Source organism: Streptomyces hokutonensis (assembly GCF_000376565.1).
GTDB lineage: Bacteria > Actinomycetota > Actinomycetes > Streptomycetales > Streptomycetaceae > Streptomyces > Streptomyces hokutonensis.
This window is the reverse complement of the sequence record NZ_BARG01000024.1, coordinates 137,697-160,043: the sequence shown is the minus strand read 5'-3', so window position 1 is coordinate 160,043 and position 22,347 is coordinate 137,697. Positions and strand designations below refer to the sequence as shown.

General features: G+C 71.3%; 20 protein-coding genes and 1 pseudogene. 7 read left to right on the top strand and 14 right to left on the bottom strand.

Going from position 1 to position 22,347, the window contains the following annotated elements; translation table 11 throughout:
- Positions 1-31 precede the first annotated feature (31 nt).
- A complete protein-coding gene (locus SSP08S_RS12735) occupies positions 32-583 on the bottom strand; it encodes a type 1 glutamine amidotransferase domain-containing protein (protein WP_026178434.1) in 552 nt (183 codons plus the stop codon).
- Positions 584-825: 242 nt separating this feature from the next.
- Here SSP08S_RS12735 and SSP08S_RS12730 point away from each other — a divergent pair, with 242 nt between their 5' ends.
- The 7 genes from SSP08S_RS12730 (at position 826) to SSP08S_RS12700 (ending at position 5,292) form a co-directional block, all read left to right on the top strand.
- Entirely contained in the window at positions 826-1,008 is a 183-nt protein-coding gene (locus SSP08S_RS12730) for a hypothetical protein (protein WP_019067981.1), read from the top strand.
- Positions 1,005-1,457, top strand: a complete 453-nt coding sequence (locus tag SSP08S_RS12725; RefSeq protein WP_019067980.1) for an MrpF/PhaF family protein — start codon at positions 1,005-1,007, stop codon at positions 1,455-1,457. The genes SSP08S_RS12730 and SSP08S_RS12725 overlap by 4 nt, the downstream gene beginning before the upstream one ends.
- Positions 1,450-1,710, top strand: coding sequence for a Na(+)/H(+) antiporter subunit B (locus SSP08S_RS12720; protein ID WP_019067979.1), 261 nt, complete (start codon positions 1,450-1,452; stop codon positions 1,708-1,710). Before SSP08S_RS12725 ends, SSP08S_RS12720 begins: the two co-directional genes overlap by 8 nt.
- Positions 1,707-2,444: an MnhB domain-containing protein gene (locus tag SSP08S_RS12715; RefSeq protein ID WP_019067978.1), complete on the top strand. Its 738-nt coding sequence runs from the start codon at positions 1,707-1,709 to the stop codon at positions 2,442-2,444. The genes SSP08S_RS12720 and SSP08S_RS12715 overlap by 4 nt, the downstream gene beginning before the upstream one ends.
- Positions 2,444-2,791 (top strand): sodium:proton antiporter, encoded by a 348-nt coding sequence (locus tag SSP08S_RS12710; protein ID WP_019067977.1) that lies wholly within the window; start codon positions 2,444-2,446, stop codon positions 2,789-2,791. Before SSP08S_RS12715 ends, SSP08S_RS12710 begins: the two co-directional genes overlap by 1 nt.
- A complete protein-coding gene (locus SSP08S_RS12705; protein WP_019067976.1) occupies positions 2,791-4,539 on the top strand; it encodes a complex I subunit 5 family protein in 1,749 nt (582 codons plus the stop codon). Before SSP08S_RS12710 ends, SSP08S_RS12705 begins: the two co-directional genes overlap by 1 nt.
- A gap of 147 nt (positions 4,540-4,686) precedes the next feature.
- Positions 4,687-5,292: a dihydrofolate reductase family protein gene (locus tag SSP08S_RS12700; RefSeq protein ID WP_019067975.1), complete on the top strand. Its 606-nt coding sequence runs from the start codon at positions 4,687-4,689 to the stop codon at positions 5,290-5,292.
- Between the two features lie 33 nt (positions 5,293-5,325).
- Here the strand turns inward: SSP08S_RS12700 and SSP08S_RS12695 are convergent, their stop codons facing one another.
- The 13 genes and pseudogenes from SSP08S_RS12695 to SSP08S_RS12635 all read right to left on the bottom strand — a co-directional run bounded on the left by SSP08S_RS12695 (position 5,326) and on the right by SSP08S_RS12635 (position 22,338).
- The gene (locus SSP08S_RS12695) at positions 5,326-6,435 is read right to left on the bottom strand and encodes a sugar ABC transporter substrate-binding protein (RefSeq protein WP_019067974.1); all 1,110 of its coding nucleotides are present in this window, start codon (positions 6,433-6,435) and stop codon (positions 5,326-5,328) included.
- Between the two features lie 198 nt (positions 6,436-6,633).
- Positions 6,634-7,410, bottom strand: coding sequence for an SDR family oxidoreductase (locus SSP08S_RS12690; protein ID WP_019067973.1), 777 nt, complete (start codon positions 7,408-7,410; stop codon positions 6,634-6,636).
- On the bottom strand, positions 7,407-8,366 hold the full coding sequence (locus SSP08S_RS12685; RefSeq protein WP_019067972.1) for an NAD(P)-dependent oxidoreductase: 960 nt from the start codon (positions 8,364-8,366) through the stop codon (positions 7,407-7,409). The genes SSP08S_RS12690 and SSP08S_RS12685 overlap by 4 nt, the downstream gene beginning before the upstream one ends.
- Positions 8,359-9,618, bottom strand: a complete 1,260-nt coding sequence (locus SSP08S_RS12680; protein WP_019067971.1) for a Gfo/Idh/MocA family protein — start codon at positions 9,616-9,618, stop codon at positions 8,359-8,361. The genes SSP08S_RS12685 and SSP08S_RS12680 overlap by 8 nt, the downstream gene beginning before the upstream one ends.
- A 25-nt stretch (positions 9,619-9,643) precedes the next feature.
- On the bottom strand, positions 9,644-10,423 hold the full coding sequence (locus SSP08S_RS12675) for an HpcH/HpaI aldolase family protein (protein WP_019067970.1): 780 nt from the start codon (positions 10,421-10,423) through the stop codon (positions 9,644-9,646).
- Positions 10,420-12,387, bottom strand: coding sequence for a 3D-(3,5/4)-trihydroxycyclohexane-1,2-dione acylhydrolase (decyclizing) (gene iolD / locus SSP08S_RS12670; protein ID WP_019067969.1), 1,968 nt, complete (start codon positions 12,385-12,387; stop codon positions 10,420-10,422). Before iolD ends, SSP08S_RS12675 begins: the two co-directional genes overlap by 4 nt.
- A 55-nt stretch (positions 12,388-12,442) precedes the next feature.
- Positions 12,443-13,876 carry an aldehyde dehydrogenase family protein gene (locus SSP08S_RS12665; RefSeq protein WP_019067968.1) on the bottom strand — a complete coding sequence of 478 codons (1,434 nt, stop codon included), beginning with the start codon at positions 13,874-13,876 and terminating at the stop codon, positions 12,443-12,445.
- A 43-nt stretch (positions 13,877-13,919) separates the two neighbouring features.
- Positions 13,920-14,924, bottom strand: coding sequence for a sugar phosphate isomerase/epimerase family protein (locus SSP08S_RS12660; protein WP_019067967.1), 1,005 nt, complete (start codon positions 14,922-14,924; stop codon positions 13,920-13,922).
- A gap of 50 nt (positions 14,925-14,974) precedes the next feature.
- A pseudogene (locus tag SSP08S_RS12655) lies at positions 14,975-16,039 on the bottom strand (LacI family DNA-binding transcriptional regulator); the annotation flags it as partial.
- Between the two features lie 40 nt (positions 16,040-16,079).
- Positions 16,080-17,330: a sugar ABC transporter permease gene (locus tag SSP08S_RS12650; protein ID WP_019067965.1), complete on the bottom strand. Its 1,251-nt coding sequence runs from the start codon at positions 17,328-17,330 to the stop codon at positions 16,080-16,082.
- Positions 17,327-18,109 carry an ATP-binding cassette domain-containing protein gene (locus SSP08S_RS12645; RefSeq protein ID WP_019067964.1) on the bottom strand — a complete coding sequence of 261 codons (783 nt, stop codon included), beginning with the start codon at positions 18,107-18,109 and terminating at the stop codon, positions 17,327-17,329. The genes SSP08S_RS12650 and SSP08S_RS12645 overlap by 4 nt, the downstream gene beginning before the upstream one ends.
- Positions 18,106-19,230, bottom strand: coding sequence for an ABC transporter substrate-binding protein (locus tag SSP08S_RS12640; protein WP_019067963.1), 1,125 nt, complete (start codon positions 19,228-19,230; stop codon positions 18,106-18,108). The genes SSP08S_RS12645 and SSP08S_RS12640 overlap by 4 nt, the downstream gene beginning before the upstream one ends.
- Positions 19,231-19,518: 288 nt before the next feature.
- On the bottom strand, positions 19,519-22,338 hold the full coding sequence (locus SSP08S_RS12635) for a SpoIIE family protein phosphatase (protein WP_019067962.1): 2,820 nt from the start codon (positions 22,336-22,338) through the stop codon (positions 19,519-19,521).
- Positions 22,339-22,347 lie beyond the last annotated feature (9 nt).

Below are 22,347 nucleotides of genomic sequence, written 5' to 3'. Positions count from 1 at the left end.
ATTGCCCTGCCCCGGGCCGACCCGAAGTGGGTCACCGAGAGTCCTTACGGGCCTTGGCGAACTCGGTGAGGAAGGCCGCGCAGAACGCCTTCAGGTCGTCGGGCCCACGGCTGGTGACCAGCGTGTTGGGTCCGTGACCGCAGACGCTCACCTCCTCGTCGACCCAGGTCCCGCCCGCGTTGCGGATGTCCGTGCGCAGACTCGGCCACGAGGTCAGCGTGCGGCCCGAGACCACGTCCGCCTCGACCAGCGTCCACGGCGCGTGACAGATCGCGGCGACCGGACGGCCCAGGTCGAAGAAGTCACGTACGAACGACACGGCGTCCTCGTCGGTGCGCAACAGGTCGGGGTTGGCCACACCGCCCGGGAGGACGAGGCCGTCGAACGTGTCGGCCCGCGCCTCGCGCGCCACGACCTGCACCGGGAACACGTCCGCCTTGTCCAGGTGGTGGAACGCCTGGATCTGTCCCGGCTCCGTCGACATGAGGACCGGCTCGTGGCCCTGGTCGGTGACCGCCTGCCACGGCTCGGTCAGTTCGATCTGCTCGACGCCTTCGGGCGCCATCAGGAATGCGATACGCACAGTGCTCCATCTCCTGCCTTGTGAGGCGTGGCATCCGCGTACCCGATGACCGGACGCCGACACGGCGGATCGTCCGATCGGCCTGCGCCTCTTCCCGGCCGGTTTCCTTTCGTCCGCTCAGGGCACTTCGGTTGCCAGGTCATCGCGAGCCGCCCGCCGGCGGAGGACTGGCGGTGCTTGGATGACGTAACGGAAACAACCCAACAAACAGGGCGAGTTGGACTCGTCGGCGGAGGTGCCCCATGAACCGGCGTACGACGCTCCTCGGCGTGGCCGAGGTCCTGGCGTGGTGGGCGGTCCTCGCCCTGCTGTGGCTGGTGTTCATCAGCGCGGTGAACACGCTGGAACTCGTCGTGGGGGCGTCGGCCGCGCTGGTCGGCGCGTTCGCCGCGTGGGGTACGCGCCGCGCGGTGAGCGGGTGGTGAACGGGTGGACGGTCGCCGCGACGGCCACGCTCGCGGCGGGCGTCGGGGCGGCGGCCTGGGGCGTGGCCACGGGCCCGTTGCGGCGCCGGGTGGTGGCACAGAACCTGTCCACCTCGCTTGCCTGCCCCGCTCTACTGCTTCTCTCCGAGGGCTACGACCGTCCGTCGTACGTCGATCTCGCCCTGCTGCTCGCCCTGTTGGGCCCGGTCGGAACCCTCGTCTTCGCACGGCTGCTCGCGGAGGACCTGGCGGCGGATCCGCCGCGCGCGTGGGGGCTGACGTACGCGGTCGCGGGGTTCGGCGGTGTCGTCGTGATCGCCGTGTGCGTGGCCGCAGGACCGGGGCGTGCGCTGGTGAAACTCCTGGTCGTCGGCGCTCTGTTGATCGGCGGGAACCTCACCGCGTCCCGTGCCCTGTCCGGCGGCTTCGCGGGGAGCCGGCGTGGATGATCCGCTGATCGTCGTGGCGCTGGTGCTGGTCGCCGTGTCCGCGACCGCCGCCGTGGCCGTCCGTGATCCCGCGCGGCAGGCGCTCGTGCTGGCCGTGCTCGGCACGGTCCTGGCCGTCCTGTTCACCGTGCTCCAGGCCCCCGACGTGGCGCTCTCCCAACTGGCCGTGGGCTCCGCCCTCACTCCCCTGCTGATCATGCTGTCCGTGCGCAAGGTCCGCCGGCCGCAACGGAAGAAGGAGGCTGATCGATGACCCGGCGGACACGACTGTTCGTCGCGGCCCTCGGCGGCACCGGCCTCGCGGTCCTCCTCGTCGCCGCCTGCTTCTGCCTGCCGAGGTTCGGCGGAGCACAACACCCGTACGGAGACCGGGTGGTGCGCGCCTCCCTCGCCCGGCACACCGCGAACACGATCGCCTCCGTCAACTTCGACCAGCGCGCCTTCGACACGCTCGGCGAGATGAGCATCCTCTTCGCGTCCGTCCTCGGCACCGTCGTCCTGCTGCGCCAGACTCGCGACGAACACCGCGCCGCACCCGAACCCGAGCAAGTCGCCGTCCCCGTACGCCGGTTCGCCCTCCTCGTCCTCCCCGTGGCCGTCGTCACCGGCCTGTACGTGATCGCGCACGGCCAACTCAGCCCGGGCGGCGGCTTCCAGGGCGGTGTCGTCCTGGCGACCGCCCTGCACCTGCTCTACCTGGGCGTCGACTACCGCGCCCTGGAACGCATCCGCCCGGTCGGCTTTTACGAGATCGCCGACGCCCTCGCCGCCTCCGCCTACCTCGTCCTGGGCCTCGCCGGACTGGTCGCCGGCACCGCCTTCCTCGCCAACTTCCTTCCCTACGGCACCTTCAACACCCTTTCCTCGGGCGGCACCGTCCCCCTCCTGAACGCGGCCATCGGCATGGAGGTCGCCTGCGCGGTCGTCGTGTTGCTCGCCCGTTTCCTGGACCAGGCCGTGGAGATCGAGAAGGGCGGCGAGAAGTGATGTCGGTGTTCCCGTATCTCGTCGCCGTCTGGGTGTTCCTCGTCGGCTGCTACGGACTGGTGACCAGCCGGAACCTCATCCACGCCGTGGGTTGTCTGGCGGTGTGTCAATCATCCACCTACGTCCTGCTGTTGGCCGTCGGCTACCGCGACGGCGCCACCGCTCCCGTCTTCTCCGACCTGAAGCCCGGCTCCCGCCCGGTCGTCGATCCGGTGGTCCAGGCCCTCGCCCTCACCGACGTGGTCGTGGGGGCCACGGTCACCGCCGTCCTGCTGGCCCTCGTCCTGCAGATCTCCAAACTCCACGGCACGGTCGACCCGGACGAACTCTCGGAGCTGCGCGGCTGATGCACCACCTGCTTCCGGTCCTCGTCGCCGTCCCCCTGCTCGGAGCCACCCTCCTGGTCGCCGCCGGACGCCACCTCTCCCGTGCCGTCGCCGAGACCACGGGCTGCTTCGTCGCCGCGGGCACGGCGGGACTCGCGATCGCGCTCCTCCTCAACTCCTCGCCTCCCATGACCGATTGGGTGGGCGGCTGGACTCCCCGGGGCGGCGAGGGCGTCGGGATCGTCCTCGTCGGGGACGGCCCCGGGCTCGGCATGGCCGCGCTCGCCTCGCTGCTGACGGTGGCGGCTTTGGCGTACTCCTGGCGCTACTTCGACGAGCCGCCGCGCCGTCACGCGGGCTCCTTCCCCGCCCTGATGCTGCTGTTCCAGGGCGGCATGTGCGGCTTCGCGATCGCGGGAGACCTCTTCGACGCCTTCGTGTTCTTCGAGTTGATGAGCGTGGTGGCCTACGCGCTGACCGGTCATCGCGTCGAGGAACCGAAGGCCGTCCAGGGCGCGTTGTCGTTCGGTGTCCTCAACTCCCTTGGTGCGTATGCCATGTTGACGGGCATCGCCCTGCTGTACGCCCGCACCGGCGAACTCGCGATGACGAAGATCGGCCAGGGCCTCGACCGCCACGGCGGCCCCGACGCCCTCACCCTCGCGGCCTTCGCACTGGTCCTGACCGGCCTGCTGGTGAAGGCCGCGGCCGTGCCGTTCCACTTCTGGCTGCCGGACGCGCACGCGGTCGCGCCGACCCCCGTGTGCATGCTGCTGTCGGGTGTGATGGTCGAACTCGGCGCGTACGGCGTCTGGCGGGTGTACCGGACGGTGTTCTCCGGCCCGGGCGGCATCCCGGCGTCCGACCTGGAGCGCGCCCTCGTCGTCCTCGGTGTGCTGACCGCCGCGGTCGGCGCGGTCATGTGCTGGTACCAGCGGCACGTCAAACGGCTGCTGGCCTACTCCACGGTCGCCCACATGGGGCTCTTCCTCATCGGTATCGGCAGCCTCGGCGCCGAGGCCGACGACGGAGTCGCCCTCTACATCCTGGGCCACGCCGGGGTGAAGGCCGCCCTGTTCGCCTGCACCGGCGTACTCCTCGACCGGTACGGCTCGGTGGACGAACACGCCCTGCACGGACGCGCCCGCGAACTGCGCGCAGTCGCCGTCCTCTACGTCGTGGGCGCGCTGAGCCTCGCCGGTCTGCCGCCCTTCGGCACCGGACTCGGGAAGGCGGTGCTGGAGGAGGCGGTGGGCGGCCCGCTGACCGTGCTGTTCGTCGCCGTGTCGGCGGTGACTGCGGGCGCGGTGCTCCGGGTCGCCGCGCGGGTGTTCTTCGGCCTCGGCTCCCGGCCCGGCGACGAGTCGTCGTACGAGACGACGGGCATCGGGGAGGAACCGGAGACCCGGCACCGGCTGAGCCGGGCGCCGGGCACCATGACCGCGGTCCCCGCCGTGTTGCTGGTCGGAGCCCTCGCCGTGGGCGCGGTACCCGGCTTCGCCACCGCGGTCGGGCACGCCGTGTCCGGCGCGGCCGCCCCCTCGCCGCACTGGACCCTCGCCGGGGTACTCCTCGGCCTCACCTCGACCCTGCTGGCCCTCGCCCTGGCCGCGCTCGCCGTGACCCACCCGAAGCCGCTCGGCGAGTCGTCATGGACAGTTCCGCTACGACGCCTGCAGTCCGGGCACATCGGCGACTACGTGGCATGGCTGCTGGTGGGCACGACGCTGCTGGCGGCGCTGGCGGCGCCGGGCATCCTGGGCGGCTGAGCAGATCGCCCAAAGGGATCGTCCAGGCGTCGGAGCGGGACTTCGGTTGCGGGTGCGCGCACCAGACCCCCGGTGACGCGCCACGGAAGTCCCACCGATGAGTTTCCGGCGGACGTGCGGTCTACCTGTCGACGAAAGGAGCGCACCATGCGCGAGATCATCGTTTGTACGTTTCTGACGCTGGACGGCGTCATGCAGGCGCCGGGCGGTCCGGACGAGGACGCGGAGAGCGGCTTCGAGCACGGCGGCTGGCAGAAACCGGTGGACGACGACGAGGTCGGGGTGGCCATCGCCGGCTGGTACCAGGACTCCGACGCGATGCTGCTCGGCCGCAAGACGTACGACATCTTCGCGTCGTACTGGCCGACCGCCGATCCCGCCAACCCGTTCACGGACCGGATGAACGGCATGCACAAGTACGTGGCGTCCCGGACCCTGACGTCCGTCGACTGGCAGAACTCCACGCTGCTGGAGGGCGACACCGTCGACGCCGTACGCGCGCTGAAGGCGTCCGACGGCGGCCCCATCAATGTCGTCGGCAGCGGCGACCTCGCCCAGACCCTCATGAAGAACGGCCTCGTCGACGAGTACCGGCTGACCATCCACCCGGTGATCATCGGCACCGGCAAGCGGCTGTTCGCCGACGGCGCCATCCCCACCGCGCTGGAGCCGGTCAGTGTCTCGACGACGAAGGGCGGCACCGTCGTCGGCGTCTACCGGCCGAACGGCAGGCCCAGCTACGACAGTTACTAGGCGGCGCGCGGTGCTGCGGCGCGCGAACGGTGCTCAGCCCCGGAGGCCGATCGCGGCGCAGGCCGTCGCGTACTTCGAGGTGCAGATGTCCTTGACGGAGTAGACGCCGTCCGCGATCACCGTGTCCTTGATGTTGTCCCTCGTGAGGGAGACGACCGGCACCAGCATCGCGGGGATCTTCTTCTCGGTGGGGCTGTCGACGGTGTCCCGGGTCAGCGCGTCGAACTGGATGTCGCGGCCCTGGACCTTGTACACCGCCATCTCCGCGGCGCGGGTGGCCTCCTCCAGGAACGGCTTGTACGCGGTCATGTACTGCTCGCCGGAGACGATCCGCTGCACGGCGTCCAGGTTCGCGTCCTGGCCGGTCACCGGCGGGATCTTCGTGGCGCCCGCGTCCTTGAGGGCCTGGATGACGGCGCCCGCGAGGCCGTCGTTGGCCGCGTAGACGGCGGCGATGTTGTCGAGGCCGACCGCCTGGATCGCCTTCTTCATGTTGGCCTCGGCGACCTTCGGCGACCACCCGGTGGTGTCGTACTCCTTGGCTATCCGGACCTTGTTCTCTAGTTCGCTGAGGGCGCCCTGCTTGTACTTGGAGTAGTTCGTGTCCTCGGGGTCGCCGTTCATCATGACGATCCTGCTCGTCGCCGCCTTGCTGCCGAGCGCCTCGAGGACGGCGCGGCCCTGGACCTCGCCGACGAGTTCGTTGTCGTGCGAGACGTACGCGGCGATCGGGCCCTGGGCGAGCCGGTCGTAGGCGATGACGGGGATGCCGGCGTCCTTCGCCTTCTGGACGTCCGGGGCGATGGCCTTGGCGTCCAGCGCGTCGACCAGGATGACGTCGACCTTCTGGGCCACCATCTGCTGGAACTGCCGGCTCTGTTTGTCCTGGCTCGCCTCGGCGTTGGCGTAGACGACCCTGCCCTTGCCGTGGGTGAGGGTGGCGACCTCTTTCTTGATGACGGGGTGGTCGAAGTCCTCGAAGCGTGCGGTGTCCTTGTCGGGCAGGAGCAGCCCCACCGTGATGTCGTCGCCCTTCTTGGGCGATGCGGAGCTGCCGCTTCCCCCGATGCCGTCGACGGCACCGCACGCGGTGAGCGCGAGGGCCGACGCCGAGGCGGTCAGAACCGCGGCGAGGCGGCGCACGGGGATGTGGCACAGGACAGGAGCGCTCACGTCAGGAGCCTTCCGGGTAAAAGGAGAGCGGGTAGCTGAGTGACTTTCGCGCGGCGCACCGGGCCGCGTCCTTGAGGAACTGCTTCCTCCACGACCTCCGACCGTCACCGGTGCACTTCCGCCACGCGGACCGGGCGGTGTTGGCGGAGGGATGGCGCGTGCGTGCCTTCAGTCGATGGCGCCGATGACGTTCTGGTCCCAGTCGACGACGGACCCGGTGACGACTCCGCTGCGGTCCGAGAGCAGGAAGACGACGAAGTCGGCGATCTCGTCCGTCCGGCCGAGGCGGCCCATGGGCAGGTTCTTCGCGGCCTGTTCGCGCCAGTCGTCGCCGGCGCCGTGGAAGGCGCGCTGGGTGGCGTCCTCGCCCTCGGTGTCCGTCCACCCGATGTTGAGCCCGTTGATGCGGATGCGGTCGAAGCGGTGGGCGTGCGCGGCGTTGCGGGTGAGCCCGGCCAGGGCGGCCTTGGCGGTCGAGTACGGCGTCAGGAAGGGCTGGCCGCAGTGCGCGGAGGTGGAGATGATGTTGACGATCGTGCCGGGGGCGTGCCGGGAGAGCATGTCGGCGACGGCGCCCTGCATCAGGAAGAACGGTGCGCGCAGGTTGACGGCGATGTGCGCGTCGAACAGCTCCGGCGTGGTGTCCAGCAGCGAACCGCGCGAGGTCAGGCCCGCGGAGTTGACCAGGCAGTCCACCCGGCCGAATCGGGCGACCGCGGCGGCCACCGACGCCCTGGCCTGCTCCACGTCGGCCACGTCGGCCCTGACGAAGGCGGCTTGGGCTCCCAGGGCGGTGAGTTCGGCGGCCAGTGCCTCGCCGGGCTCGGTCCGGCGACCGGTGAGAAGCACCGCCGCGCCCTCCCGGGCCGCGGCTCGGGCGACGGCGCCGCCGACTCCCTGACTGCCGCCGCTGACCAGCACCACTTTGTCGTCCAGCAGGGTCATCTCGTTCTCTCCTTGGCACAACTGGCGGGCATCCACCCGGGGTTGGCAAGCGCGGCCGGACGCCGTCCGGCCAGTACGTCGGCGACGCCTTGGGCCGCGTCGGTGTAGGTCGCGGCCTCGGCGCGGATGCTCATGCCCATCAGGTGCGGGGTGAGCAGTACGTCGGGGTGGTCGAAGAGCGGGTGGTGGGCGGGCGGTTCGGGGTCGTAGACGTCCAGGCCGACGCCGGAGAGGCGGCCGGCGAGGAGCGCGTCCTGTACGGCGTCGAGGTCCACCAGTCCGCCGCGACCGCAGTTCACCAGCACCGCCCCCGGCTTGACCGCCGTGAGGAAACGGCGGTCCACCAGGTGGCGGGTGGTGTCCGAGAGCGGCACATGCAGGGTGATGACGTCGCTGTGCGCGACGAGTTCGCTCAGATCGGGGCAGTTGACCGCGTCGGGAGGCGTGGCGAACGGGTCGTGGGCCAGCACCCGCATCCCGAAGGCCTCCGCGAGTACGCCGACCCGGCGCCCGATGCGGCCGTAGCCGATGATCCCGATGAGGGAGCCGGACAGGTCGCCGACCGGGATCTCCGCGCGCCGCGCCCACTGGCCCTCCCGTACCAGGCGGTTCAGTGGTCCGAAGCGTTTGATCAAGTGCAGGGCCATGCCCAGGACGCCCTCGGCGACGGCTTGGGAGCCGCTGTCCGGGGTGATGACCACCGCGATGCCGCGCGCGGTCGCCTCGGCCACGTCCACCAGGTCGACACCGACGCCGGTGCGGGCCAGGACACGGCAGTTGGGCATCCGGTCCAGTGCGTCACGGTCGACCACGGCGTCGGCACGGACGATCGCGCCGACGGCCGCGGCCAGGTCGTCCGGCCCCGGGTGGGGCACGAAGGCGGCCTGTCCCCGCAGTGGCCCCCGCACCAGCGCGGGGTCGACGCTGCCGAGGGCGACGACGGTGGGATCAGGCATGGCTCGCCCCGACGTGCGGCGTGCGCCCGTAGGCGGCGTCGGGGACGGTGCTGACGGGGTGCCAGCGTCCGTCCTCGGCCGAGGCGGCGACGGCGGCGAGGACCTCGGCGTCCTGGTGGGCGTCGTAGATGGTCGCGTTGCGCTGTTCGCCGCCGGCCAGCGCGGTGAGGAACTTCTTGGCCTCGATCACCTTGAGGTCGTCGAAGCCCATGCTGTTGGCCGGTCCTGGCTGGAACCGCGCGTAGTCGCCCATGGAGGCGTTGGCGAGAACGGTGGTGTAGCCGACGTTGGGTCCACCGCGCCCGAGGCACAGTTGCAGTTCGTTGAGCCGCTCGAAGTTCCAGGACGCGGAGCCGTCGGTGCCGTAGACCTCGATGGCGAGTCCGCACTGCGGGCCGACGATGACGCGGGAGGCCTCCAGGGTGCCGACCGCGCCGGTGGTGTGCGGGCCGTCGGCAAAGCGGACCAGGGCGGAGACGTGGTCGTCGTTCTCGACCGGTGCCATCTCGCCGTTCTCGATGACGGCGAAGTGGGTGCCGGAGCCCATGGGCAGGACGGGCCGCTCGGTGTACACGGTGGAGAGCAGTGAGCTGGCCTCGCGGATGGGTCCGACGACGTACTGGACGAGGTCGACGACATGGCTGAGCAGGTCGCCGAGTGCGCCGCTGCCCGCGAACTCGCGGCGGAAGCGCCAGGAGAGGGCGCCCTTGGGCTCGGCCGCGTAGCCGCAGTAGAAGACGGAGCGGACGTTGGTGATCCGGCCGAGCGTGCCGTCCGCGACCAGTTCGCGGATGCGCTCGACGGCCGGTGCGCCGCGGTAGTTGTAGCCGACCGAGGTCTCGACGCCGGCCGCGTGGGCGGCGGCGGCGACCGCGGCGGTCTCGGCGACACTGCGTCCGACCGGCTTCTCGATCCAGAACGGCTTGCCCGCCTCGGCGGCGGCGACGGCGATCTCGCGGTGCACGTGGTTGGGCCCGCAGATGGAGACCACGTCGACCTCGGGGTCGGCGAGGACCTCGCGGTAGTCGGCGGAGGCTCTGGCGTAGCCGAGCACGTCGCGGGCGTAGGCCGCGCGGTCGGGTGCGGTGTCGGCGGCGTGCACGAGTCTTGGCCGCAGGCCGAGTTCGGGGTAGACGACGGGGATGGCCTGGTAGGCGCGGGTGTGCAGCTTGCCCATCCAGCCCACGCTGATCAGGCCCACACCGAGCGTTGCCGCGTCCTCGGAGCCGTCGGATTCCTTGCCGTTGGTCATGGTTGTGCTCCAGGGTTGTGCGGGATCAGGACGCGGTGCGTGCCTGCTCGAGATGGGCGGTGACGGCTGCGGCGAGCAGGGTGGAGTCGGAGCCGATGGCGACGAAGGTCCAGCCTTCGGCGATGCGGGCCGCCGCTCCGGCGCCGTCGTTGACCAGCAGGCCGCACGACTTGCCGTGTGCCGTGGCGGCGGCGCGGACCTTGTCCAACGCGGCTGTGTAGACAGGCGAGTTGAACTGTCCGGGGACGCCGAGGTCGTGGCTGAGGTCGCGGGGGCCGACGAAGAGCACATCGGCGCCGTCCAGTGCGGCGATCTTGTCGACGTCGTCCAGGGCGGCGGCCGACTCGATCTGCACCACACCCAGGGGCCGGTCCTCCTCACGGTCCAGCGCCCCGGGGTCGAGACCGAAGCGGCAGGCCCGGTTGTAGGTGGCCACACCCCGGTCACCGGCCGGCGGATAGCGCAAGTGCCTTAGCGCGGCGGCGACTTCGTCCGCGCTGTCCAGCCGGGGCAGCATCACGCCGGCCGCGCCCAGGTCGAGCACCCGCCCGACGCGGATGCGGGCCGCCGACTCGACGCGGACGACGGTGGGCACCCCGTACGCGGCGGCGGCCGGCACGAGCGCACGCACCTGCTCCTCACCGCCCGCGCCGTGCTCCAGGTCGAGCAGCAGCCAGTCGACTCCGGCGGCGGCGCAGACCTCTCCCACGACGGGGGCGGCGGCGCCGACGAACGTGCCCACCGTCGGTTCCCCGGTGGCCAGTTGGCGACGCAGGCGGCCGTGGTCCAGTGGCGAGGGGATCATCCGAACCACCTCTGTTCGGCGAGCCCGGCCTCGTACTCGGCGCGCAGTGCGGCCACGGTCGGCTGTTCGGCGACCTCGGCCGGGGCGACGTCCCACCAGACGCCCGCGCCGGGCAGATCGGCGTGTGGGATGACGGGGACGACGATGACCACCGGGCCCTGGTGGTCCCGGGTGGAGTCGAGTGCCTCGGCGACCTCGTCGGCGGTGGTGGCCCGGAGCGCGCGGGCACCGAGCCCGGCCGCGACGCTCACCAGGTCTACGTCGAGATAGTCGCTCTCCAGACGGGCGGGCTTGCCGTCGGTGAGGTCCAGGGCGCTGTTGCGGTAGCGGAACTCGTTGCCGAACTCGGCGCCGTTGCGGCCCATTTGGAGGCGGTGGATGACCTGGTAGCCGTGGTTCTCGGCGACGACGATCGTGACGGCGGCGCGTTCCTGGGCGGCGGTGACCAGTTCGGTGGGTGACATCAGGAAGGTGCCGTCGCCGATGAAGGCGGTGACGCGGGCCTCCGACCGGGGTTCGGCGAGCCGGACGCCGATCGCGGCGGGCAGCTCGTACCCCATGCAGGAGAAGCCGAATTCGAGATGGCAGTGGCGTCCCTCGGTGGCGTCCCAGACCTTCTGCAGGTCGCCTGGCGGTCCTCCGGCCGCGGCGATGACGATGTCACCGGACCGCGCGTGCTCCTGGAGCACTCCGATGAGCTGGCCCTGGGTCAGTACCGCGTCCGTGTCGGTGACCACGTCGGAGTCGGCGGGCACTGAGGACTTGTTGAAGGGGACGCCCGGGTCGATGGCCTGGGCGCGCACCGGGACCCACCGGGCGTGCGCGGCTTCGACACGCTGCCGCCAGTCGGCGGGAGCGGCGATCCGCCGCGCCTCGACCTCGTCGGCGAGCGCGGCCAGGGCCCGCTTCGCGTCGGCCACGATGCCTATGGCGCCCAGCCGGCCCGCGTCCTGGACGTCCAGGTTGATGCTGGCGAAGCGGACGTCGGGGTGCTGGAAGAGCGAGTGCGAGGCGGTGGCGAAGTCGGTCAGCCGGGAGCCCACGGTAAGCACGAAGTCTGCTTCCCGCGCCAACTCGTTGACGGCGGGCGTGCCTTCGAGCCCGATGCCGCCGAGCTGCCACCAAGCACGCTGCTGCACCGCGCCCTTGCCGCCGAAGGTCTCGACGACCGGAACACCCGCCAGGTCGGCCAGCCGCTCCAACTCCGCTGTGGCGCCTGAGTAGTTGACGCCCCCGCCCGCGATGATCAGCGGTCGCTCGGCCTCGGCGAGCAGCTCCGCGACCTGCGCCACCTCGTCCGGGTCGGCGGCCGGCCGGCGGATCCGCCAGACCGTGTCGCGGAAGAGTGCGGTCGGGAAGTCGTACGCGTGCGACTGCACGTCCTGCGGCAGGGAGAGGACCACGGCGCCGGTGTGGGCGGGGTCGGTGAGCACCCGCATCGCCGCCGGAAGGGCCGTGAGCAGTTGCTCGGGCCGGGTGACGCGGTCGAAGAAGCGCGAGACGGGCCGGAAGGCGTCGTTGACCGAGGTGTCGGCCTCGATGGGGTGCTGCAACTGCTGGAGCACCGGGCCCTGACGGCGGGTCGCGTAACTGTCGCCGGGGAGCAGCAGTACCGGCAGTCGGTTGACGGTGGCCAGGCCCGCGCCGGTGACCATGTTCAGCGCGCCGGGCCCGATCGAGGCGGTGACGGCGAGGGTGGCGTGGCGCCGGGCGTGTTTGGCGTAGCCGGTGGCCAGGTGGACGAGGGCCTGTTCGTTGCGGCCCTGGACGAAGGGCATCCGGTCGGAGAACTGGTCGAGCGCCTGCCCGAGTCCCGCGACGTTGCCGTGGCCGAAGATGCCGCAGGTGGCCGGGATCAGCCGCCGCCGTTCGCCGTCGGCGTCGCTGTACTGGTGGGAGAGATAGGAGACGACGGCCTGGGCCACGGTCAGCCGTGTGGTGGGTTCGGGACGGGACGCACTCACGGGGAGCTTCCTTCCTTGCGTACGACGCTGTACGAGGGGCACGGACTGGGGGTGTTCACCAGGGGCGGCCGTGCAGGATCACGGTCTTGGCCTCGGTCATCTCCTCGACCGCGGCGCGCGGGCCCTCCTTGCCGATGCCGCTGCCCTTGAGCCCGCCGTAGGGCATCAGGTCGGCGCGCCACAGGGGGGTCCAGTTGATGTGCACGGTGCCCGCGTCGATCTCCCGGATGGCGCGGACGGCGCCACTGACGTCGCTGGTGAAGATGCCCGCGCCGAGCCCGTACGCGGTGCCGTTGGCCTGGGCGATGGCCGACTGCCAGTCCTCGGCGGTGCTGACGGCGACGGCGGGACCGAACAACTCGTCCTGGCTGAACGGTGATCCGGGGGCCACGTCCGCGACCACCGCGGGCGTGACGACCGCGCCGTCCCGCTCACCGCCGGTCAGCAGCCGGGCGCCGCCGGAGACCGCGTCGGCGATGGACGCGTGGACGCGTTCCGCCTCCTGCCGGGTGATCAGCGTGCCGATGCCGGTGTCCGCCGAGGCGGGGTCGCCGGTGCGGATGGCCTCGACCTTGGGCACCAGCGCGTCCAGGAAGTCGCCGCTGATCGCGGGGTGGGTGATGACGCGTTGGACGGAGATGCAGACCTGGCCGGCGTTGATGTAGCCGCCGAGGGCGACGGCGCTCGCCGCGGCTTCGATGTCGGCGTCCGGGAGTATCACCACCGGGCAGGACGCCCCCAGTTCCAGCGAGAGCTTCTTCACGCCGGCCACGCGGGTGATGTGCTCGCCGGTCCTGGTCGAGCCGGTGAAGGAGACCTTGCGCACCCGGGGGTCCGAGACCAGTGCGTCGCCGAGTTCCCCGCCCGGGCCGGTCAGTACGGAGAGCACGCCCTGCGGCAGGCCCGCCTCGACGAAGCACGCGGCGAGCGCGAGCGCGGTCAGCGGTGTCGTGCGGGCGGGCTTGAGTACGACGGCGTTGCCGGCGGCGAGTGCGGGGGCGAGTTTGTGAAGTACCAGCAGGGCGGGGTAGTTGAAGGGGGTGATGGCGACGACCAGTCCGCAGGGCTGGCGGACCGTGAACCCGATCTTGTCGTGGCCGGTGCCCCGGTTGGCGTCCAGCGGCAGGGTGTCGCCGTAGAGATGGGCACCCTCGAACGCGGCCAGCCGGATGATGTCGCCGGAGCGGCCCGCCTCGCCGGTCGCCTCGGTGATCGTCTTTCCGGTCTCGGCGCTGATCAGCCGCGCCGTCTCCGCCGCTCTCCGGTCGGCGAGCACGGCCGCACGGAACAGTATCCGCATCCGCTCGTGGGCGGGTGTCGCGCGCCAGACGGCCGCGCCCGCCTCGGCCGCCGCGAGCGCGGCCTCGACATCCTTCGGTCCGGCCACGGGTACGGTCCCCACGGCCGCGCCGTCGAACGGCGAGGTCACTTCCTCGGCCACGCCCGAGAGCGCGGGCGTCCAGGTACCGCCGATCAGCATGTCCACCATGACAACTACCAATCCACAGGGGTTACTTACGGGAGGTGAGGGCTCAGCGGTTGGTGCTGAACGCGGCGTCGAACTGCCGGTCGGAGGCCTCCGCTGCCACGGAGCGGACGAAGCGCAGCGCTTCCGGCGCGGCGGTCTCCCGGTCGAGGCCGACGTCCTCCCACTCGACGGAGAGCGGGCCGTCGTAGCCGAGGCGGTTGAGCGCGCGCATGATCTCCTCCCAGTCGATGCCGCCGCGTCCGACGGTGCGGAAGTCCCAGCCGCGCCGGGGGTCGCCGAAGGGGAGGTGGGAGGCGATGACGCCGTTGCGGCCGTTGAGGCGGCGGGTGGCGTCCTTGCAGTGGACGTGGGTCACGCGGTCGCCGTGGCCCTCCAGGAAGGCGACCGGGTCGACCTGCTGCCAGTGCAGATGGCTGGGGTCGAAGTTGATGCCGAACGCCGGGTGCTTCATGGCGTCGAGGGTGCGTTCGGTGGTCCAGTAGTCGTAGGCGATCTCCGCGGGGTGGATCTCCAGTCCGAAGACGACGCCCTCGGACTGGAAGACGTCCAGGATCGGGGTCCAGCGCTCCACGAAGTCGTCGTAGCCGGCGTCGATGGTCTCCGCGGAGACGGGCGGGAAGCCGGCCAGCATGTACCAGATGCTGGAGCCGGTGAAGCCGTTGACCCGGGTGACGCCGAGGGCGGCGGCGGCCCGCGCGGTGTCGGCCATCTCGGCGGCGGCCCGGGCGCGTACCCCCTCGGGTTCGCCGTCGCCCCATACGTGGGGCGGCAGTACGTCACGGTGCCGGTGGTCGAGGGGGACGTCGCAGACGGCCTGACCGGTCAGGTGGTTGGAGATGGCCCAGACGTCGAGGTCGTGGCGGTCCAGGAGGGCGCGCTGCCGTTTCACGTACCCGGGGTCGGTGACTGCTTGGCGGACGTCGAAGTGGTCGCCCCAGCAGGCGAGTTCGAGGCCGTCGTAGCCCCACTTGCCCGCCTTCTGTGCAAGTTCCTCGATCGGCATGTCGGCCCATTGGCCGGTGAAGAGCGTGACGGGGCGTCGGCTCATGGTGGAGGCTCCGATTCAGGCGTTTCCGGTGCGCAGCCGCAGCTGCGCCGGACGATCAGGTCGAGTGGCACCCGGGTCTCGGTGGGGTGCTCGGTCTTCGGTGCGACGCCGGACTTGCGGCCTTCGAGGGCGTCCAGCAGCATGCGCGCGCTGATCTCGCCGAGTTCGCGGTCGTGCCGGCGCAGGGCGGTCATCGGCGGGTCGAGCAGATCGCTGGAGACCGGGTCGTCGAAGGAGACCAGGGCGATGTCCGTGCCGACCTTGTACTGGTCGGCACGGAGTTGACGGAGCGCGCCGAGGGCGAGGGTGTCGCCCGCCGCGATGATCGCGGTCGGCGGCTCGGCCACCCGCATCAGTTCGGCCACCGCCTGCTGCGCGCTGGCCTCGGTCCACTCGTGGTCGCCGTAGGCCAGGTACTCCGGGGGCACCGGCAGCCGCCGGGCGCCCATGACGTTGCGGAAGGCCTCCAGGCGTTCGGTGGCGGGGGCGTGCTCCATCCGCTGGGTGCGGGCGGTGGGGCCGGGCGGCACGCCCAGGAAGGCGATCCTGGTGTGGCCGTGGACGACGGCGAGGTGTTCCACGAGGGTGGTCATGCCGCCGGCGTTGTCCGGGCTGACGTAGCCGAGGCCGGTGTCCGGGATGACGTGGTCGAAGAACACGACCGGTCCGCGGTCCGGGACGTACCCGCCGCTGGTGGCGACCAGCAGTCCGTCGACCTGGCGGTCCTGGAGGGTGCGCAGGGCGACGGTCTCGTGCTGGGCGTCGCGCTCGGTGTTCATCACGACGACCTGGTAGCCGGCGGCCTCCAGCACGTTCTGGGCGGCCTTGAGCACCGTGGCGTAGAAGGCGATGGCGATGTCGGGGACGACGACGCCGACGAGCATGGAGGACTGGGTGCGCAGGGACCGCGCCGAGATGTTGCGCCTGAAGCCCAGCGCGGTCGCCGCCTCGACGACCTTCTGCCGGGTCTCCCCCGGGATGCGGGGGTTGCCGTCCAGAGCCCGGCTGACCGTGGACACGGACACTCCGGCCATCGCGGCGACGTCCGTCAGGGTGGGACGGCGTCGGCGGGAGGGGTCGACCGGACCGGGGGTCTGGTCCTGGCTGGAAGGCATCGGGGCTCCTTACGAGGGCGGTCTCCGCGGCGGACCCGCGCTACTTGGTCGCTCGGGCGAAGACACTGCCACGGGTGAGGATCGAATCCACAGTCGCCGCGAGAACGAGGATGGATCCCTCGGCGACGTACTTGACCACCGTCTCCGCACCGATCAGGTCGAGGCCGTTGGAGATGGAGCCGATCACCAGGGCGCCGAGCAGGGCGTCCCAGACGCTGCCGCGCCCGCCGAAGAGGCTCGTCCCGCCGATCACGGCCGCCGCGATGGACTCCAGCAGCACCGTGCCGGTACCGGAGGAGGCCGACACCCCGAGCAGGCGTGAGGCGGCGAGGATGCCGCCGAGCGCGGCGAGCGCGCCCGCCAGGCTGAAGGCGATCATCTTGGCCCGGGCCACCGGGATGCCGGCCCGGCGGGCGGCGTCCGGGTTGGCGCCTACGGCGTAGAGGTGCAGGCCGAAGCGGGTCTGCGTGGTGATGTAGCTGAACACGATGAGCAGTGCGAAGAGGATCACCACGGGCAGGGGCACACCGAGATAGCTGTTGAGCACCGCCACGGCGGTGACGCTCGCGGCGCCGACCAGGATGCCGGGGGCGACGACCTCGCGCACCAGGCTCATGTCGATGCCCCGGCGCCGGGACTCGCCCAGGGCCAGCAGGCGCAGCAGGACGAACGCGACGATGCCCGCGGCCGTGAGCGCCCAGCCCAGGGCGGGTGGGAGGTAGGTGCTGGACAGGGTGGCGATACCGGTGCCGAAGAGGCTGACCTGTCCGGTGCCGCCGGGCAGCAGGACGAGGATCGCGCCGAGCAGCATGAGCTGGGCGCCCAGCGTGACGACGAAGGACGGCACCCCGAACTGGGTGACGACGGCTCCCTGGATCAGGCCGATCACCGCCCCGGCCGCGATCCCGGCCAGCAGGCCGAGCCAGGCGGGCCAGGAGTGGTTGACCACGAGGATCGCGGTGAGTGCCGCCGCCGCGCCGCTGTTGGCGGCGACCGAGAGGTCGATCTCGGCGAGCAGCAGGACGAAGACGATGCCCAGGGCGATCGTCGCGGTGACGACGATCTGCACCAGCAGGTTGGTGATGTTGCGGTTGCCCATGAACGCGCTGTCCTGGGCGGTGAAGAAGGCCCAGATCACGGCCAGCATGAGGACGACGGGGACGAATCGGTACCGTCCGGCGATGGCGTCGAGCATCTGCCGGCGGCGGGACTGGCGGCCTTCGACGCGCGCGACGGGCGGCGGGGAGGACGTGGCGGCGACGGCCGCGGGCGACTGGTTCGATGTGGTCATGGGGCCGAGATTCCTGTGATGGCGGCGACGAGCTGGTCCGAGCTGGTGGTGCGGTCGCTGTTGTCGAACTCGGCGACCTTGTTGCCCAGGCGCAGGACGACGATGCGGTCGGCGACCTCCAGGACGTCGCGCAGGGCGTGTGAGATCAGCACGATCGCGCAGCCGTGCTCGGTGCGCAGCCGGCGGATCAGGTCGAGTACGCCGGTGCTCTGCTCGACGCCGAGCGCCGCGGTCGGTTCGTCCATCAGCACGAGCCGCGGGTTGGAGAGGGTGGAGCGGCAGACGGCGATGGACTGCCGCTGGCCGCCGGAGAGACGGCCGACCGGGGTGCGCAGGGAGGGGATCTTCGCGCCGAGGCGGCGGATGGTCTCCTGCGCCCGGTGCTCCATGTCCGCGCGGCGCAGGCGCGCGCCGCGCAGGAGGGAGCTGGTCTCCTCCCGGCCGAGGAAGAGGTTCTGGACGGTGTCGAGGTTGTCGCAGAGCGCGAGGTCCTGGTAGACGGTCTCGATGCCGAGCGCGGTGGAGTCGACCGGGCGGCGCAGTTCGACGGTCTTGCCGTCGAAGCGGATCTCGCCCCCGTCGGCGGGCTGCAGCCCGGAGATGATCTTCATCAGGGTCGACTTGCCCGCTCCGTTGTCACCGACCACGGCCACGATCTCGCCGGGGCCGACGGTGAGGTCGATGCCTTCCAGGGCGTGCACACCGCCGAAGAGCTTGACCACCTGGCGGAGTTCGAGGAGCGGGGCCGCCGTGGTCACGGCGGCCGTTTCCTTGCTCATCCCATTTCCTTCTTGCAGGTGTCCGTCGCCGCGGTGGCACCCGTGCAGATCTGCTTCCAGGTCCATACGCCGTCCTTGACGAGCGTGGAGACCGTGTCGGCGTGCAAGTCCTGGACCGGGAGGAAGACCGCCGGGACGCCGGGCTTCATGAAGCCGTTGTCCACGTAGCCGGAGATGTCGCTCTTGGCGATCTTGCCGTTCTTGAGCAGCTGGACCGTCAACTCGGCGGCCTTGGATGCCTGCAGCTTGAACGGCTTGTAGACGGTGCTGTACTGGTAGCCGAGCAGGATGTACTGGACGGCCTGCAGGTCGGCGTCCTGACCGCCGATCACCGGCACCTTGCCGGTCAGCGACTGGGCCTTGAGCGCGGCGATGGCGCCACCGGCGGTGCCGTCGTTCATCACGACCACGGCGTCGATCTTGTTGCCGGTCTTGGTGAGGCACTGCTCCATCTCGGACTGCGCCTTGGCCGGGTCCCAGTTGGGCGTGTAGGTCTCGCAGGCGACCTTGACCTTTCCGGCCTTCACCAGCGGCTGGATGTACTGGTCCTGGCCCTTCTTGTACTGGGTCGTGCCGTAGTCGCCCTGGTTGCCGTAGATGCGGGCGATGACCTTGGGCTTGGCGGCGGTGCCGCCGGCGAGCAGCTTGGCGGCGTCCTGGCCCTGGTTCTGGCCGACCGACAGCGAGTTGAAGACGACCTGTGCCGCCGCCGGGCCGCCACGGGCGTCGTGGTCGTAGAGCAGCACCGGGACCTTGGCGACCGACGCCTTCTGGAGCGCGCCGCCGGCGATGTAGGGGTCGGCGGCGACCAGCACGATCGCGGAGGCGCCGCCCGAGATGGCGGTCTCGACCTGCTGGACCTGCTTCTGCGGGTCGTTCTCGGCGTTCTGGATGACGACCTTGGCGTCGGGCATCGCCTTCTTCATCGCGGCCTTGAAGTCGGGGCCGTCCTGAGTGGTGAAGCGCACGGTCGTGGTGTTGGGCAGCAGCATGTAGACGGTCTTGCCGCCACTCGCGCTCCCGCTGCCCCCACTGGAGCCGCAGGCGGCGACCAGAAGGGCCGCCGCCGGCAGGGCGGCCAGGCGTACGGCGATTCTTCGTGAACAGGGCAAACGGCGCATGGATGACACTCCTTCGTGAATCCGGCCCTCAGAGTGCGCAAACCTTTGCACCGAGGTTTCTGGCGGGTCAATACTTTGAGCCAAACAAGATGAGGGTGCCGAGATATCGTTTGCACAACGGCGAGCTGCGGCGACGCGGGGCACGCGAAAGAAGCGCAGGTTGTCGGCGTCTACCGATGAGTAGCGCCGTTGGCCGCCACTGCCCGAGAGGCCGTCGAGCGGATGTTTCGATTCGGACAACTGCCGTGAGCACGCATATGTCAGCCGCGTCGGCCGTATTCAGTCGTGTCAGCCGAGGGGCTGCGAGGCCCAGATGACCTTGCCGTGCGAGGTGTAGCGGGTGCCCCAGCGGTCGGCGAGCTGGGCGACCAGGAACAGACCGCGGCCGCCCTCGTCGGTGTCGGCGGCATGGCGCAGATGGGGTGCGGTGCTGCTGCCGTCGGAGACCTCGCAGATCAGGGTGCGGTCACGGAGGAGACGTACCTGGATGGGGCCCTTGGCATGCCGGATGGCGTTGGAGACCAGCTCGCTGAGGACGAGTTCGGTGGTGAAGGCGGCTTCGTCGAGTCCCCACTCGGACAGCTGCCGCAGAGCGGCGGCGCGGATGTCGGAGACGGCGGCGGGATCGTCCGGCACGTCCCAGCGCGCGATGTCCGCGGGCGGAAGGGCGCGGGTCCGGGCGACGAGCAGGGTGACGTCGTCGCTGCTGTGCGGGGTGGGGAGGGCGTCCAGGACGGCCCGGCAGGTCTGTTCCGGGGTTCGGTCGGGGTGGGCCAGCGCCCGGTGCAGGAGGTCGAGGCTGTCGTCGATGTCCCGGTCGCGGTCCTCGATGAGCCCGTCGCTGTAGAGCACGAGCTGACTGCCCTCGGTCAGGCGCAGCTCACCTGTTTCAAAGGGCAGGCCGCCCAGACCGAGGGGCGGGCCTGCGGGCAGGTCGGGAGTCTCCACCCTGCCGTCGGGGTGCACCACGACGGGCGGCGGATGGGCCGCGCGGGCCAGCGTGCAGGTCTGGGAGACCGGGTCGTAGACGGCGTACAGGCAGGTCGCGCCGATGATCTCGGCGTCGTCCGGTCCGCCGGTCCGGCTCCGGTCGAAGTCGATGACGAGGTCGTCGAGACGGGCGAGGAGTTCGTCCGGGGCGAGGTCCAGGGTGGCGAAGCTGTGGACGGCGGTGCGCAGCCGGCCCATGGTGACCGCGGCGTGCAGGCCGTGCCCGACGACGTCACCCACGACGAGCGCGACGCGGGCCCCGGACAGCGGGATGACGTCGAACCAGTCGCCGCCCACGTCGGCGCGGGCCGGCAGATAGCGGTGGGCGACCTCGACCGCGCTCTGTTCGGGAAGCTCCCGGGGCAGGAGGCTGCGCTGCAGGGTGAGCGCGGTGGCGCGTTCGCGGGTGTAGCGGCGGGCGTTGTCGAGGCACAGCGCGGCACGCGTGGCGAGCTCCGAGGCCAGGGCCGCATCGTCCTCCTCGTACGGTTCCGGCTGGGTCCGGCGGTAGAAGCTGGCCACGCCCAGAGTGACGCCACGGGCGATCAGGGGGACGGTGATCAGCGAGTGGATCCCCTGCGCGAGGATCCGCTCGACGCGTTCGGGATCCTGTGCCTTCCAGCCCGGCGCCGCACTCAGGTCGGCCTCCAGTACGGCCCGGCCGGCGGCCAGGCAGCGTGCCTGCGGGGTGGTGGCCAGGAAGCCGGCCACATGACCCACCGGGTACAGGGAGAGTCCCTCGTGGAACCCGTGCAGGGCGGTGCGGCGCAGCATGGTGCCCGGCTCGATCGCGCTGCCGGGTTCCTCCCCGCGCAGGACCGGCTCCGCCAGGTCCACCATGGCCAGGTCGGCGAGTTCGGGCACGGCCGCCCGGACGAGTTCCTCCGCGGTACGGGTCACGTCGAGGGTGGTGCCGATGTGCGCGGCGGCCTCGATCAACAGCCTCAGGCGTCGCCGCGACGCCACCGCGAGACGGCCGATCCCCTGCTCTCCCACGCTGATCAGCTGCACGCCCGTGGTGCGGCGGGGAGCGGCGGGCCCAGTGGCGCCGGGCATGTCGCGTGTTCCGGGCATCGGGTACGACGCCGGGTCCGGACGGCGTGGTCGCGGTGCTGGTGGGGTGTCGGCGCTCGCTCGCTGCGGACCGTCCGGCTGCGGCACCCCGACGGTGTCCGGCACACTCGGCGTGACGTGCTGGAGCGGGCCGTCAGGGAAGAGAGCCTCTACGGCGAACCCGGCAACGCCGGAGGCGGTCACCAGCGGCCTGCACAGCAACGTGGCGGTCAGACCGTGTCCCAGCGGCACCTCTACGGCGGCCCGGCGACCGGCCCCGACGAGCTCGGCGGCCTTCTCCCGCAGGATCGGCGGGGCTTCGTACCCGCCGCCGGGCAGCGCGCCAGGGGCCACCGGCGTTCCCGCGGAGTGGGCCAGTGCGTGCACCCGCCGTTCGGCCGCCACATACGTCCGCAGCAGGGCGCGTTCGCGCTCGCTCGCCAGCTCCAGGATCCGCCGTTCGATCGCGTGGCCCGCCTCGTACATGAGGTATTCGGCCTCCGGGGTGACATCGGCCACGTCGCACGCGAAGTCGATGACCCCTTCCAGGTGGCCGTCGAGGGGGTTGCGGATGGGCACGCTCACGCAGGCGTCGTGCTGGGTGTGCTCGGTGAAGTGTTCCGCGCCCAGGACGTGGCAGGGCCGCCGTTCGACCAGTGCCAGGCCGATGGCGTTGGTGCCGACCGCGTGTTCGGCGAAGCCGAAGCCGGGGGCGTCGGAGACGGCGTCGAGACGGCGGGCCAGAGACGGCTCGCCGACGCGGCGCATGAGTTTCCGCCCCTGGCTGTCCGCGAGTGACACCCGGGCCCGGGTGCCGGTGATCCGGGACTGCAGCCAGTCGAGCGTCGGCCCGGCCGCGCGGACCAAGGGGGCGTCCAGGTCGAGATCGGCCTCGTAGGGCGGGGCCCATCCGTCGGGGTTGATGGCCAGCAACTGACACCGCTGCCACGAGCTCAGGATGGCACCGCGCGGGCCTCCCAGAACGACCTCACCGGACAGCAACCTCTCCCTGGCCCGCGCCGTGACCAGGTCCGGGTCGCCCCAATCATCGGTCACCGGGATCACTTCCCTAAG